Here is a 14856-nt window from a genome sequence, read left to right as displayed (position 1 = left end):
AAGCAAGGAGTTAGAATTAATCTCGTCGTTCTATTTCTTCAGCACCAAGGATTACGACGCTCATTTGTCAACGTTTTCCATGGCATTCGGGCTCGTCAACTTTATCAATGCGTCTTGATTGTCAATGTTGATGCGTTTCGTTTGTCAATTTACTTGGATGCCGAAAACGCCGCCTCGTCGCGCGTCTCGGCCGCCCCGCGATCGGCGGGCGCGTCGCCGTCCTCCCAGAGCGCGGCCGCAGACCAGCGCCGCCGCGCCGCCGTGAACGGAACGACGCAGGCCGCGCGATCCGGGGTGTTGTCGCGGGCGGGTGCGGCGGCGCGGCGCGCTTTCTCGTTGGCCACCGCGCTCAGGTCGACGATGGCGGTCGGCGCCGACGGCCGCTGCGCAGTCCGGTGCACGGCCGCCGTGTCGGCGTCGGCGGCCGCGCGGGGCACCAGGGCGATCAGGTCCTCCGCACGGATGACCAGATCCACCACCACGCCTTCGGGCACGACGTCGCCGACGATCCATGCCAGGGACGTGGCCTCGCGGCGCAGCGGGCGCGTGCGGCCGAGCGCCTGGAGCATCTCGTTCTCGCGGTATTGGCGTTGACAAAGCGCCTCCCAGGCGTCGCACCGCACCGAAACCCTGCTGGTCAGTGTCGCCCCGTCGCGCATTTCCAGCGCGCGCGGCTCGGTGGTGTATGGGAAGCTGTTGCCGCCCGGGCGCGGCGCGTCGAACTCGGAAAGGTCGTGCGTCCACGCGCGGGCGTAGGCGCGGTAGGCGCTCTGCGGCAGCTCCGGGCGGCCGATCAGGACCACGCCAGCGGCGGTGCGGTGCGCGTCGCAGCCCCGCTGGCCACCGTACCAGCGGCAGTCCCACCGTGCGCCGTCGAACGCCTCGGCCAACGTCTCCTGCACGACCGCCTTCGCTCCCACGGCTAGCAGACGCTGTCCCTCCGCCAGGTGCGGCGCCATGAGCGCGTCGATGGACGCCAGCGCGTCGGCAACCAGCGCCTTCATCGCCGCCGCCTTGGCGCGCTCATCGTCGGAGGCGTCCACCTGCGGGATGAGGGAGCTCTTGGTCAGCCCCCCGATGTGAACCCACACGACCGCTTGGTTGCCGATGAGGCGGCGGTCGGGGGTCAGCAGCTGGATGTCGTGGGTGCCGCCGAAATGGCGGTCGTACTCGTCGAGATCGGCGGTCGCGTCCAGCACCAGCGTCGGCGTCTCGGCCCACGTGTACCCCTCGCGCCACGCTAGCTCGACATGCGTGCCGTCCAGGGTGACCGACAGGCATTCATGACGCGCGTCACCCCGCTCCAAGCGGGCAATGCGCCCCTGAAGCAGCGTCCACAGTCGCCGCTCCTCGGCCGCAGCACCCGTCGCCTGCCGCTTGGCCGCGGACAGGATCTGCTCGTCGGTGGCGTTCGGACCGAAGGACGGCTTGGGCGCACAGTGGGCCCGCAGCGCGTGGCACGCCGCCTGGGCACTGCGGGCGTCGCCGAAGGCGCGTACAAGCGCGCGGGCGGGATCGTCGCCGCAGCCGAGCGCGGCGTCCACCGCCGCCGCGGCGCGCCGCCGCAGGGCCTCGGTATCGGCGTGTTCGGGCCTCGACGAGCGCGGCCGCAGGAGCACGGCCCGATCCAGGCGGGCGATGCCGACCAGCTGAGCCAGCGGCCGCTCGTCGAGCACGGTCAGCAGGGGCCGCTTGAGGGCATCGGGCAGTTCCCCGCCGTCGCCGCGCGCGAACCGGTGCACCATAAAGACGACGTCGGGGGCCCGCTCGGCAAGTCGCTCGCGCGACGCCCGCAGAGGGCATTGCGCCGCGTGGCGGCAGGTGACGGGCGCGCCCTCGGCGTCGCGGCCCGTGCACAGTCCGCTGGCCGACTGCCCCAGGGCGGCCACCCGCTCAATCAGGTCGCCGCGCAGGCAGCCACCGCGCGCCAGCCCGGTCCAGCGGCCGGTGGTCAGCGGCGCCACCCCCATGGCGTTGTAAAGGCCATCGGCCTCAATGGCGGCGAACACCGCTTCCAACTCCGACATGCGCGCATAGCTGTCGACGAGGTACACGACCGGGCGACCAGTCGCCCGGATCTCGCCGACGAGACGGGCCAGGGCGCGCGCGGTCATCGTGGTCTTCCCGAGACCTGTGTCGAGCGCGGCCAGCAGCAGCGACGGCAGCTCGGCGGCGGCCTTTTTCCGCGGTGGCCGGGAGCGTCCAGTGGCGCCCACGATCACGTCGCGCAGCCAAGCGTTCAGCGCGCCCTGCGCCGCGGTCACGGCCTGGCGCAGATCGGCGTCGGAGGTCGGCGCCAGAACCCGAGCGCGCTTACCCCGCCGCGCCGACATCGTCCGCGGGAGCATCCCGCGACTCTCAGACAGGAAATGTAAAATCTGTTCAACGCTGTCCGACGCGCGCCATCCGCGATTGACGGCAGCCGTTTGGGCGCAATACTGTGACCTTACCACGTTGACCTCCCCGAGGTGTCAGCCTCGGTATCGAAGATGCCCTCTGGCGAACTCCCCAGAACACCAAGAGGGCAGTGGACAAAGCGCCAGCAGAAACCCCAGACGCTGGCGCGTGGAACTGAAGACCCAGACTTCCGGTCCTTTCCCCAAGGACCACCCCCGGATGGTAGGCGCCGCGGTCCCTAACGCGGCGCCTACCGTTTTTTTTCCGGGGAAACCACTTCAAGGTACGGTCACCCCGAGGAAATCGTCAAGAAAGCCGGGCGCATTCGGCTCGAATTTTCCTTGACAACATATTTGATTTTTGGGTGGTCGGACGATTCGCGGCAAGGCGGCGACCGTCCAGTGGGTTGGCCGCGACCACTCCAGGCAGTTGGCGCCTGTGCCAAGGGCGTCCCCCGATCGTCCCCGCACGGTCCGGACCGCGCCGTCCCCTGCACGCCAAACAGAAGAAGCGCTGGTTTCACCGGACGTCACACCACCCGCAACACAGCGGCAATCAGGACCGCAACGGCGACCGCAGTGGCCGCCCTGCCCTAGGCGCCGCCGGAGGCGGTCTGGCGGCGGACGATGCCCAACATCCCGTCCGCGGGCGAGCCATATCTCAGGTGCGGGGCCAGCACGATGCAGCTGTAGGCTCCACTGCTGGCGGCGGACGGACGCCGACGACGCGCCTGATCGCCGTCTCGTGCACGCTGTCGGCGGCGTAGGCCATTTCGTCGGGGGAGGCGGGGGCGCTTCAATCCGCGAGCGCGGCGACAGGCCCTGGATGGCACCTTCCGTTGCCAGGCGCCCTACCCCCTCGTACACCGTCTCCTCCTGGCCACGAGGCGCCTGCGCAACGCCGACGAGCCGCGGGGGGCCGTCTACAGCGGTGCAGGGAGCCTGATAAGATCGGGCATCGTGCCCTCCCCTCTTCCTCTCGGCCGCTGCCTCAACGTGGCCAGTGCTGGCTCTGCGCCATGTCCTTGATGCGGCACTCGAGCGGCGTCTCGACGATGCGGCTGTAGATCCCTTTGATGAACCGTCACCTGAAGCGACGTCCATGCCGTAGCGGCCGATCCACTTCTCCGGCACGACGCCTGCGGCTTCGGCGTTGGCGCAGGTCCGCGCTCAGGGCTCCGCTTCCGGTCGCCACACGGCCTCCCGGAGGCTCCCCTAGGTCCTTCTTCGCGGCGTCCGGCACGACTTGGCCGACCACCGAGTTGATGAGACGGCCGTACAACGAAGCGGGCGACACGGCGAACAGCGGGTATGAGCGTTCGAGCGCCATGAGATGAGAAAGGACCACACCGGACGGCGGCCCACGGGTCGATGCCCGCGCCGCCACGTCCACGGCCACTTCCGCGCGTTCGGCGTATGCGACCTCGGCGCCGAGGCGCACGGCTTCTTGCGCCAGCAGGACCTCGACCTCCCGGTCGTTCAGGTCGGCCAGCCAGGTCGGCAGGTGCCCACCATCCTGTGCGAGAGCCCCTAGTGCGGTGTCCGCGTCAGTGTGCGTGGGGCATGGCCTCCCTCGCGTGCGCTTTCAGCCGTGTGGCGCCCGCACCGGTCAGCGAAGCGTGACGCCCGGAGGGTCCGGAACGTCGTCAGGGCCATCGCTGTCCGACCCGATCTCCATGACAGCTGTGAAGTGCGGCGTCACCTTGAGTCGGGCCGAAGGACGCGCCCCATCGGAGCCGTGCCCGAGCGCGGCATCGGCCGCGTGGCGAAGGCGGTGCACCCGACCGCGGCGAGCGGCTGCCGTGTGCTGGCTGGGCTGGCCGCCGATGGCTTGGCGGACACGGGCTTGGGATTGACAGCGCAGTGCACGCGCAGCTTCACCAGCACGCTGGACAGGTCTTTCGGAGCCGACACCATGCCCACCCCGCCCCCTGCCCTATGGGCGCACAGCACGACACGGCCGTCGGCCGAGCGGCACGCGGCCAGACGCAGCGCTGGTCGGTCGCCGTTCGGGTTCGCAAGCGGAAGCACTTGGAGGCTGACGCGGACTCGCTTGGCCAGGAACTCTTCAAGACGGCTCAGGTCGGACCGCCCTCCCCCCTTGGCGTTGCACGCGGATAAGCCGCCCGATCCGGGAACACGGTCAGCCTATCGCGGTGCTCCAGATCCTGCGTCGCGGTCACGAACGCCGTCGTGATGGTCTGGAGCGTGTTGAACCAAGCGGTATCCACCCGCCGCTGAAGCTCGGCCGCGCTCGGTGCGGGCGGCGCAGCGGCACCGGACGCGGGGATCGGTTGGCCTGGTCGGCTTCCAACAGAGGACGGTGCGGGTAGTACGCGGCGAAGCCGCTCTTGCTCGCCCCCGGAGAGCGCAGGCTGCGGCGGCCACCGAGGTCGTACTCGCAGCCGAGGAACAGGTGCGGGAGCACCGCGGTGAACCGCTGCCGGTCAAAACCGAAAACCTCGCCGCCAATCGCCAGCGTGCTGCCGTTGAAGCTGAGCATGCGCGGGTCCACCGACGTCAGAGTCGCGGCCAGTCTGACGTGCCGCGAGAGCTCGTGCTCGCCTCGGGCCGCGTGGCGGTCAAAGGAATCCGACGGTTATCAGTCCGCCACGACGAACGCGGTAGACGGGGTGCGGATCGAGATCCGCCGAGAGTGTGCCTCCGAGCGTCCTACCATCGGCAAAGAGCGCGAGCCTGCCGTCGTTTACGGTCAACTCCAGGCGCCCCGCCGCGCCGTTGGCCAGGGCCTTCCCGGACGTGGGGCGGCAGGTCGCCTGGCAGCGCCGCGGCAGCGGGCGCCGTCCCGTCCAACGCGGTCGCGGACACCATCTTGAGGACGCCACCAAGTTGGCAGCCCAGGCGACCAGTCCCTCCAGCAAGCCGCCGGTGGATGCGGCCGGGTCGGACCGTCTGGACGCGCGACCGGAAGATGGCGCCGCCGAGGCGGCGGGTCCTGTCGGCGTGGTCCTGTTGCCCGTGAGCTTCTTGGCCGCCTCACTTCCTGTCGCGTCGGTGTTCGGCGAAGGCCTGGATCGACGCCTTCGCGGCCCACGAGCTGCCCATTGCCAGAGCCGTAATGCGCTCGATCTCGAGCGCCCCGATGTTGCCCAGCGCGGTGGTGCTGACACGGCGGTCGCGCGGGTCGGTCTTGGTGTTGGCCGCGATCCCCGCCTCGAGCTCATGGTCGGCCCACTGCTGGAGGCTGATGCATCCCCCGTTCTCTACCGCCGCCCCGACGATGTCAAAGCCCTGAGGCGCCCCCTCTGTGTCCTCCCGGTGAGCGCAACGGCGCCGTCGGCGTGCTGATGCAAGCTGGCGTGCTCGCCCGCCCAGGGCGTCTGCAAGAGCTCCTCGACGGTCGCGTCAGGTTGCACCTCTGCCCGGAGGCGGGGTTGCGCGCCAATGGCGTCGCAGATGGCAACCAACGCGAACTTGGGCGCGAGGGCGAAGAACGGCATCTCGCGCTCAAGCGCCACGACTTGGCGCGCGACGTCCTCGACCGAGCGGGTGTCCCCCGTCTGAACGTCCGACACGGCCGCCCAGAAGCCCCGGTCCTTCGCGCTGGCCCACGGTGCGTCACAACGCGCGCAGGACGCGCTTGGCCCGGGCGTGCGCCGCAGGCTTCGCGCCGACGCCCTCCGCGGAGGCTTTGAACAAGGCCGCCGTCTTGTTGTCCCGCTCGGCGGCGACAGCGCCCAGGTACTCGGGACAGCCGCGCAGCATCATGCCCAGGGCGGCAACGTCGGCTTCGTGAGCCTGCCACTCGGGGGCCGCGGCGCGCCGCGCTTCGGCGACGACCGTATCGAACGGCGGCCGAACCGCTCTGACGGCTCAGGACCGTGCGCAGCACGATGGTGGCAACCGCCCCGAGTGGTTCCCCTTGGTGACACGGAGCATCCTGTGGGACGAAGATACGGTGACCGCGCGTCGGTCCCGATCTCGACGCGGTGGTCGATGCCCAGGCCAAGATCGAGGGCGACCGCCTGCTGGGACGGGGAGGGCGGCGGCATGACGGCGATGCCCGGCCGGTACCGAGCCTGCCGCTTCATTGAACTCAGCACAAAGGCACTACGCACCACGGCTGGCTCGGGAGGAACCATGCTGTAGGAGCAACTGATCCGCTCCGTCACCGCTTGGTACGAGAGTGGCTCGCGGGGTGGAGGACGCACCGCCGACCAACGCGGCCGCCCGGCCGCTGAAGCCCGACACGCCGCCCGCATGGCACGGCGAATCATCTGCCTGGTGTCGGCAGCCTCTACGCTGGTGCAGGGCAGGCTGGATGGGGAGGACACGCGCTGTGGCAGACGAGGTTGAAACACTAACGGCTGTGTGGCCCTTGGTGCCCGAGCCCCCGTTGCGTCACGGCGTTCCTGCCTGACGGGCTGGCGGCCGACCGCACGGGCCTGCGGCGCGCAGCGTGGCGCATGACCGCCGCGGTTCCCGAAGGGGAGATGGCGGTGGCGCGCCAAACGGCCGCGGACGTGGTCCGGGCGGGCGCCCCGCTTGGTTCAGCCTCGCCACGCGCGGCATCATGTAGAGCAAGACTGCGCCCATCGCGGAAGCGCTGCTGAGGGTCTTGGAGCGGGCGGGGCGGGCCAGCATCGCCTGCGACAGCGCCCGGATCCGGACGCGGCCGCGACGGGTTTCGACGACTGCTGGCAGGGCCACGGCGGCGATCTGCGCGCCCAGTATGCCCGCCACTACGTTCGCCCTCGTTGCTTGGCTTCTGGTCACTGGCCAGCGTGGCGCAAAAGTCCTGCATTGCCGGACTTATCCTCCTCGACACGGCCGTTGGAGCGGGTTTCCCCACACCCGAAAACGGTCCCGCGCCCTTCTACGGCACTCTCCGTTTCTCGACGCTGCTGCAAAGGTCCTGCAATGCAGGACTTTTGTGGCGCGGTTGCCACCACCTGTGAATCATGCCGACAAGTCCCGTAGATACCCCGTTCCCCTGGTTTACGATCTCGCGTACACATGCCTTGTTGAGGCGTTCAATGGGGGTATATTGCATGGTCGACGTGTTGGAGGCACCGGTCACCGACGGTGAACCGCGCACTTTCGCCAAGAGGCGAATCTTGATTGCCTCGGGAAAGGGTGGCAGCACCAAAACCACAACTGCTCGCCATTTTTCAGCCGCGGCAGCACACGCTGGGCTTGCGGTTCTTACGCTCGACCTTGATGAAAGCCCGACACTCTCCGAGTGGTGGACGAAACGCCCGGACACTCTGCCGAGCATTGAGCACATCCGGGCCCCCATCCATGAGCTTGTCGCCGTCGAAGGCACCGACGTGGAGGGCGAGGACGAGGGCGCCGTCATTGGTGCCAAGGTCGAGGAGGCCATCCTCGGCATTGACGGCTACGACCTGTTGATCATCGACACGCCTGCCTCGCTGGCAGCCTATCCTCATCACGCCCGTGCCCTCATCAGGGTGTCAGACCTGGTTGTTGTGCCGACTCGCCAATACGACGACGACATCAACTCGGTCACCAAGTGGATGAAGCTGGTCACCGACCTCGGCGGCGACGGCATGTTCCTGTTGAGCGACACCCAGCGCCGAGAGAGCGCCTTCGAGGACGCCAAGCGGAAACTGGTGAAGCACGGACCGTTGTGCGCCATTGACATCCCGCACTTCGCCGACATCCCCAAAACGCTCGCCAAGGGGACGAGTGTCATCGACATGCGGAAGGGACGAGGCGCCGAGGACTATGCGGCTGCCTTCGACGTTGTCCGTCGCAAGCTGGGGGTGTGAGATGGCTGGGCTACAGCGCGCGGTGAAGACCGATCTGGCTCAGGAGGTCACGGACCCGAACGGGCGTTTCGACGACGTCCGCCGATCGGTCGGCAAGCTCTCGAGCAAGGACAAGTACGTCGAGACCATCGGCCGCCTGTGGAAGGAGGCCACCGCCCGGTTCATCGACATCGGCAAGTACCTCGTTTATGCCAAGGACAGCCTGCCGCATGGCGAATACGAGGCGATGATCGAGAGCGAGCTTCCGTTCTCCAAGTCGGTGGCACACGCCCTAAAGACGGTGGCTGACGCCGTAATGCAGCGAAAGGTCACCGAAGCCGATCTGCCGCCCGACTATTCGACGAGCTACCTGCTGGTCAGCTTGAAGGACGACAAGTTTGCCATGGCGCGCGAGCATGGCCTGGTACGGCCCTCGTTGAAGCGCCATGAGATCCTGGAGTTCCGTCGCACCCTGCGGACGGCACGCCCGGTGTCTCAGCGTGCGGCCGCGCGCCGTCTGGCCCGCGAGCGCGAGCGCATCCTGGCCGACATGGCGGCGCTCCAGCAGCGTTTGACCGAGGTCGAAGCCCAGATGAAGACGATCGACGCCGAGGCCGCCACGATCATCGACGTGACACCCGAAGCGGTTGACGGCTGACCGGCCGTCAAGCGATCAAGGCTTCAGAGACGGGAAGGGCTCGTCAGCCCTTCCGCAATACGCGATGCACTGAGCCCCGCCAGAACACCCTCGTCTTGGCGGGGCTCTGCCGTTTTCGGTCCGCTTCGCCCATAGGGCCGCAGGGCTGCGCGCAAGGCCCGATGCCGCTGCCGGAGGCCCCAACGGCGCCGCCGGTCACGCAGGCTGGAGCGGTTGGGAAGCCGCATCACTTCGGACCAAGCCCGCCTACGGGCGCCACCTCCGCAGCGCACTCGGGTGACGGCCACGGTGCCCTGGCCAAGCGCGTCACCATGAAGTCGGGGACGGGCTCCTGAGCACGGCGAACGGGCGCGGCGGTGAATCCTTCGGGCTCGAACGCCTCGCCGATGATCAGCGGCATGTTCTGGAAGAGGCGGGGCCCCCCGCAGCGGGCGTCAGCACCCGGTGGAGCATGGCCCCGGCGTGCGCTTGGTGCTCCGCAGGCACGGCGGCGCCGACGGCAACGAACGGCGCGCCTTCACGTGGTGATGGGCCGTGGTCGGGGGCATCGTGGTTTGGTCCGGTGTTCGAGCGGGGAGGGGAGGCCGGTCGTTCTGACCGGCGTCCTTGGTGTGTGCAAATCCTCGGTTCAGCCGCGGACCAGCGACAGGCCGCAGCCCAGCTGCGCCCGCGCGGTGGCCGCACTGTCGCTGGCGGTTTGGAAGCTGGTTGGCTCGACCAGGATCTGGAGCATCTGGCCCGCGACGCTGTTGGTGCGCACTGATGCGATGCCGAGGTCGCCCCACACCGCCGCCGGGACGCCGAGCGCTTGGCTGACGATGGCTTGGACCGCAGCCGCCCGGTGACCGCGGATCGCCTGCTGGTGGCGTCCCGCTGGGTCCGCATCGCGCAGACGCCGTCCGGCTGCCGATGGCAGTCCTGGAGCGCGCATGGGCTTCTCGAGTTCGGCGCCGAGCGCATTAGCATTGAGCGCCCCCGCTGTCCGGCAGCTTCAGCTCGTCCCGTGTGCGCCCCTCGGCTTCGGCGATGATCGAGCGGGCCAGAGCCACGTCATCGAGGGCTTCGCGACCGCCCGAGAGCGTGCTCGTCGGGGTTGACCTTGATGTCGTCGAGAAGGTCGACCCGGTCGTCCCAATCCTCCCCACCTTTACCGAGGAAGCGCATCACGACGACGTCGAAGCCGCCGAAATGGTCCTCTTCGTAGCCGAGCAGCAAGTGGCGCTCGCTCAATTGGCGGCGTCGTCAAGGTCTGCATCCGGAACGGACCGTCGCGCAGTGTCTGAATGTCCCGCGTCTTCATAACGCTGACCATGACCTTGTCCTGGTCGTTGCAGAGCGCCACCAGCGGCTCCCCCTTCCAGCTCCCTGGTGCAGGCTGCACGCAGGTTCCGCACCGACGGCCGTGAGGCTGACACGGCAAACTGCGACATGGGGGACGGTGCTGACCCGGATGGGGCTCGCCGCCTGACACCGCTTGCGATGGTCGCGCAAAAGACGGGGCCGACGCTCCGAACGCGCGGATGGCCGGTAGCCAGGTTGGGCAAAGGACACCGATTCGCACTCACGGCGACTCGGCGTCTTGATTCTCCAGGCCGAATCGGCGACGGCGCGTCGCTTGGGCGACCAACATCGTCGCTTGCGTGACCTGGCTTTGGCGTTTGCGTGACCTTCGCCCGTCGTTTGCGCGACCTCATGGCACCACGCTGGACGGCCGAGCGTTTCTGATCGAAGCTAACGCGGCTCATGTTGTAGAGGGTGACGGTCGATGGCCCGGAAGGCGGACACGGCGCTTGCGGTGGTTCCAGAAAACAAGGAAGTCGTCCTTGACGAGAGAGGCTCCCAGCTGGAACTCCTGTTCGATAGCCCGCTCATCGGCAAAATCAAAAACGACCGGACCCTGATGGTTTGGTCGTTTTTTGCGCTCGATCGAAAGAAGGTCGATAGCATGACCTACGACGACGGGCGCACGCGCATTGCTGTTACTGGCCTTCAGTACGGCATCGCGAACATGTGGGATAAGGAAATCCTGATTTACTTGATTTCCATTATGCAGGACAAAATCAACCGTGGTGAGGCCGTTGGTCCGACGATGACGTTCACAGCGGCGGATTTGTTCCGTGTCATCGGCCGCGAGGCGGGTGGATCCGCGTACGATCGCCTTGAGGAAAGCCTGAAGCGGTTGAAGAACACCAGCATCGAGACGAACATTGAAACCGGCGGTGAAGGGGAAAGCGGCGGCTTCAGTTGGCTCTCTGAATACAAGTTGCGCTACCGACGTAACAGTGCGGGCGACAAGGTCCTGCGCGGCGTCGAAGTGACGCTCTGCAATTGGCTGTACCGTGCGGTCACCCTCGATAAGAAGATACTGACCTACCACGCCAAATACTTCGAGCTTGGCCCGCTGGAGAAGAGGTTGTACGAGATGGCTCGGGCCCACTGCGGCCAGCAGGCGGGCATTAGAATGAATTTGGAGAAGCTCCGGTTGCGGGTCGGCTTCACCGACGAGCTCAAGCAATTCAAATACAAACTGACGCAGATCGCGAAGAAGAGGATGCCTCTGCCAGAGTTCGGCTTCATGCTCGTGGATCCGCGCGACCCAAAGCGCTTCGGGGTGATGTCCGACCCCGCATTGCCGAAGCCGCGCGGCCGCACGCCGCTCAAGGCTTACCAGGTCTTCTTTTTCCGGACGGACAATCTCGCGCGGATGCCGACGCCCTTCCAAGTTCCGGACGTTGACGGTGAGGGCGGTGAACTGCTCTACGACGAGGCTTCCTGAGAGGACTTGTTTCCAAGGGGCGGGATTTGCCCAACCGACCTGTAAAGCCCTCTGGCCGCCGTTTTCCTCTGAGACGGCGGCCTTGGTGTTTCTGGGCCTCAGAGAATCTGGTTCGCAGGCGGGATTCGAGGGGCTGGATGCCAGTGAAGGAGTTTATAGGTTTTCAGGTTATAAAGTTTTACCGTTACCGTGTCGAATCTCGCAATGGCGCCAACATCTTATGGGGTTTTTGGTTGGGCAAACGGCGAAGAACGGTCGCGCTGCCGCCGAGTCTCGGTCACGCAACCGACGAGACAGGGTCGCGCAAACGACGGGTCTGGGTTGGGCAAACAATCCACATCAATTTTAGTCATCCAAACGACGATGTCGGATTCCTTGGATTGTCGCGCAAACGACGGGCGCGGTTGGGCAAACTCGGCACCAGGTCGCGCAAACGACGCCATCGGGACGCCAATGGCACGATCAGGGGCTCGGCCGTGCTGGTCAAGCGCCTCTGTGATACTGAGATGGCAGGGTAGGGGGGCGAGAAGGTCGCGCAAAAGCCGCGTCTGGACGGTTGTCGGGCGCTCGGGCTGCGGTTTTCCTAGGGCTGGAGCCGTTGCCGTGCGCTGATTCCTTGGAGTCTCGTCGTTTGCCCAACCTTTTCCTTGGCGCCGCCGTCGTCCTTTGGGCAACCAGCACCGGCCCCCAGCTTGGATGACAAGGAGTCGTCCTTTGCGCGACCTTCCGCAGGCCCTCTTCAAAGGAATTCTGTGCGTTCCAGCCACCGTCCACGTGGAACAACGAGATCATCGGCGGACGGGCCTGCGCCGCTTTGGTGCTGGACGCCGTGGGGGGCTGGGGTAGGGGAGGGAGATGGCGTCACGGCCGGGATACCGCCCGAGGGGGCTGTGGCGGGCTCCGTCTGGAGGAGGGCAGGGGGGCGGTGAGGCAGGTTAAGTGCCCAGTTTGGGACCGGGGCGTCGAGCGTGACGGTCACCCCGACGGCACCGACGGTCAGCGTCTCCGCGACCTTCGCCGTGGCGATCTCGATGGCGCCGATCGCAGCGGGTTTCTTGACGTTGGTGTAGGCGCCGTAGAGCGACAGCAGCGCCGTCAGCGGTTCTAGGATTACGCGCTCGGCTCGCACGATGGCCGTCTTGATGGCCACCCGCAACGCTTCGAGTTCTTGCACCTAGAAAGCGGGGTGGCGCGCCGAGATGAGGGGCTTCGGCGCCGTCTCAAAGCTGGCGGGCAGGGCAGGGGAGGGCTCTGCGGTCGACGCCCCGCCCTGCCCTTCCGGGAGTGGCACGGCCGCGGACGATGCATCCTGCGGCGCGTCGCACCGGGCTGCGGAGAGGGCGGGGGGAGGCCGCGCGCATTGCTGGCGGTGATGGCGTGTGCCACGGTCGGGTTTGTCTGGGTTCATGGGCGTCGGGTCTCCGCAACGAAGCGGCCGGGCGGCGGGACCCGGTACTCCGACGGTGCCCTGACGGCGGGCAACGAAGTGAGACGGAGCCGCCCGCCGTTTGACGACGCCCGCGGGTGCGACGGTGGGAGGCTGGAGCTGATGACGACCTTCGACGCGGACCCCGAGGACGCACGGCCAGTGATGGCGATCGATTTCGAAGCCAGCTGCCTGCCTGGGCTTGGCCCAGGTCCGCGCGAGCATCGGGGAGGAGGTCGCCGACCTGCGCCAGCGCGCCCAGCGAGCCGAACGCCTGCTCGAGGAGGTTCCGGCCCGTGCGACCGCGCAGGCGGTTCCAAGCGGTGCTGCGGCCCACGCCAGCTCGGCCGTCCCGACGGGTGAGACGGCACCGGCGGCCGCGTCGGCCGTGGCGCAGCAGGGCCGCAGGCAGGGCAGGCAGTTGCGCGCCAGAACCTAATCGACGGGCGCGCGTCGGTCGGTGCGCGTACTGCGTGCATTCCTGGGTTCAATCCTGTACCGTGCGGCGCCACCGCACCGCTGCGCGGAGCGACACGAGTTCATCCCAGCCGTCGAAGCCCGACATGGACGCCGCCCGTTTGGCTTGGCACCCGACCTACCGCGCCGATGGTCGCCGATCAGGAGGGCTTTGCTTTCTCGACGGCGCCTGGCGGGCCGAGATCGTCGCCCCGTCGGCGTCGTTGTGGCCCGAGCGCGGCGTCGCTTGGCTGGTCGAGCACAAGCATCGGGAGCTGGCGCGTGGGGTCAGTTCCTCTGTGGAAGACGCCAAGGCGGACGCGCTGTCGGCGATCGGCTCACTGCGCTCGGCGCGCGGTCGCCCTCGAACTCGGTCGCGGTGCGTGTCACGCCAGGCGAGGGATGCCGCCGACCGCTTCGCATCCTGCAACCGGATCGGTCCCAATGGCGCCGAGGCCGCTCCGGTCTAGCCGCCGTTTCGGTTCGGTCCCTGGGGAAGTCTGGCTGCAAGTTCACCCTTTGAACCTGTTTGCGCAAGCCTACACGTGGCACACTCTGGCGGTCCGCTTGATGCGAAGACAGGGGACGGTGTTGCTGCACGGACGGAAAGCGCGATGACCAGGCTTTACGACCTCGTCGGACAGACATTTGGGCGTTTGACCGTTCTCGAGCGCTCACGCAACGAGAAGGGGTTGTCGACGTGGCGCTGCCAGTGTTCGTGCGGCCGCATCACCGAAGTGGAAACCGCGCGGCTGCGCAGCCAGTACACGCGCTCGTGCGGCTGCCTGAAGGCCGATCCCACCGAGTTCAAGCGCCCGGTTGGCCGCCCGCCGCTCTACAACATCGACAACTACATCGGCCAGGAGTTCGGCTTCTGGACGGTGATCGGCTTCTCGCACCGGGACGAGCGGTCCCGCAACCAGCATTGGGTGTGCCGCTGTCGGTGCGGCGCCGAGAAGCCCGTCAACTCGACCAACCTGCTGCGCGGCATCAGCACCAAGTGCGCGGACTGCGCTGACATCGAGAGCAGGGGAGCGCAGAACGCTCAATGGAAGGGCAGCGCGCACGTGCCCGGGACCTATGTCACCTCGCTCAGGCACAGCGCAAGGGAGCGGGGGATCGAATTCACCATCACCGTTGATGACCTCGAGGCGCAGTGGGTGGCGCAGGAAGGACGTTGCGCGTACACCGGGGAGCTGCTTGGCTTTCCCGAGGTCATGAACGCCAGGGGCATGATCCGAACCGACTTTACGGCCTCGGTCGACCGCAGGGACAGCGCGGTCGGTTATGTCCCGGGCAACATCCAATGGGTCCACAAGGTCGTCAACATCATGAAAATGGACCTGCCCGAGACCGTTTTCATCGAATTCTGCGTGAAGGTGGCCAAGGGGGCGAGGGCGGCCAACGCCTAA

At 67.3% G+C, this 14856-nt stretch carries 11 protein-coding genes; 5 read left to right on the top strand and 6 right to left on the bottom strand.

The annotated features are described in order from the left end of the window. Window positions 1-149: 149 nt before the first annotated feature. The 3 genes from DS843_RS16065 to DS843_RS31230 all read right to left on the bottom strand — a co-directional run bounded on the left by DS843_RS16065 (window position 150) and on the right by DS843_RS31230 (window position 6125). Window positions 150-2348, bottom strand: coding sequence for a hypothetical protein (locus tag DS843_RS16065; protein WP_149469898.1), 2199 nt, complete (start codon window positions 2346-2348; stop codon window positions 150-152). A 2227-nt stretch (window positions 2349-4575) separates the two neighbouring features. Next, complete coding sequence (locus DS843_RS16060; protein ID WP_149469897.1) at window positions 4576-4899, bottom strand: hypothetical protein; 324 nt, start codon at window positions 4897-4899, stop codon at window positions 4576-4578. 1076 nt (window positions 4900-5975) lie between these two features. Beyond that, window positions 5976-6125: a hypothetical protein gene (locus DS843_RS31230; protein ID WP_167525332.1), complete on the bottom strand. Its 150-nt coding sequence runs from the start codon at window positions 6123-6125 to the stop codon at window positions 5976-5978. 1283 nt (window positions 6126-7408) lie between these two features. On the opposite strand from DS843_RS31230, the gene DS843_RS16055 reads away from it, so the two are divergent. Together DS843_RS16055 and DS843_RS16050 are read left to right on the top strand one after the other, a co-directional pair. After that, on the top strand, window positions 7409-8149 hold the full coding sequence (locus tag DS843_RS16055; RefSeq protein ID WP_167525331.1) for a ParA family protein: 741 nt from the start codon (window positions 7409-7411) through the stop codon (window positions 8147-8149). A 22-nt stretch (window positions 8150-8171) separates the two neighbouring features. After that, window positions 8172-8786, top strand: a complete 615-nt coding sequence (locus tag DS843_RS16050) for a DUF3102 domain-containing protein (RefSeq protein ID WP_167525330.1) — start codon at window positions 8172-8174, stop codon at window positions 8784-8786. Window positions 8787-9414: 628 nt separating this feature from the next. Here DS843_RS16050 and DS843_RS16045 read toward each other — a convergent pair. Together DS843_RS16045 and DS843_RS16040 are read right to left on the bottom strand one after the other, a co-directional pair. Next, complete coding sequence (locus DS843_RS16045) at window positions 9415-9717, bottom strand: hypothetical protein (RefSeq protein ID WP_149469895.1); 303 nt, start codon at window positions 9715-9717, stop codon at window positions 9415-9417. Window positions 9718-9836: 119 nt separating this feature from the next. Further along, the gene (locus DS843_RS16040) at window positions 9837-10016 is read right to left on the bottom strand and encodes a hypothetical protein (RefSeq protein ID WP_149164742.1); all 180 of its coding nucleotides are present in this window, start codon (window positions 10014-10016) and stop codon (window positions 9837-9839) included. A 535-nt stretch (window positions 10017-10551) separates the two neighbouring features. Between DS843_RS16040 and DS843_RS16035 the strand changes: the two genes are divergently transcribed. Next, window positions 10552-11562 carry a replication initiator protein A gene (locus DS843_RS16035; RefSeq protein ID WP_149164743.1) on the top strand — a complete coding sequence of 337 codons (1011 nt, stop codon included), beginning with the start codon at window positions 10552-10554 and terminating at the stop codon, window positions 11560-11562. Window positions 11563-12301: 739 nt separating this feature from the next. Here DS843_RS16035 and DS843_RS16030 read toward each other — a convergent pair. Continuing rightward, window positions 12302-12712, bottom strand: a complete 411-nt coding sequence (locus DS843_RS16030; protein ID WP_149469894.1) for a hypothetical protein — start codon at window positions 12710-12712, stop codon at window positions 12302-12304. A gap of 839 nt (window positions 12713-13551) precedes the next feature. Between DS843_RS16030 and DS843_RS16025 the strand changes: the two genes are divergently transcribed. Continuing rightward, window positions 13552-13914 (top strand): hypothetical protein, encoded by a 363-nt coding sequence (locus DS843_RS16025; RefSeq protein WP_149469893.1) that lies wholly within the window; start codon window positions 13552-13554, stop codon window positions 13912-13914. A 144-nt stretch (window positions 13915-14058) separates the two neighbouring features. Continuing rightward, window positions 14059-14856 carry a hypothetical protein gene (locus tag DS843_RS16020; RefSeq protein WP_149469892.1) on the top strand — a complete coding sequence of 266 codons (798 nt, stop codon included), beginning with the start codon at window positions 14059-14061 and terminating at the stop codon, window positions 14854-14856.

Source organism: Roseomonas genomospecies 6 (assembly GCF_008365375.1).
Classification (GTDB): domain Bacteria; phylum Pseudomonadota; class Alphaproteobacteria; order Azospirillales; family Azospirillaceae; genus Azospirillum.
Note: the sequence above shows the minus strand (reverse complement) of the source record. Positions and strands in the feature narration are given on the sequence as shown.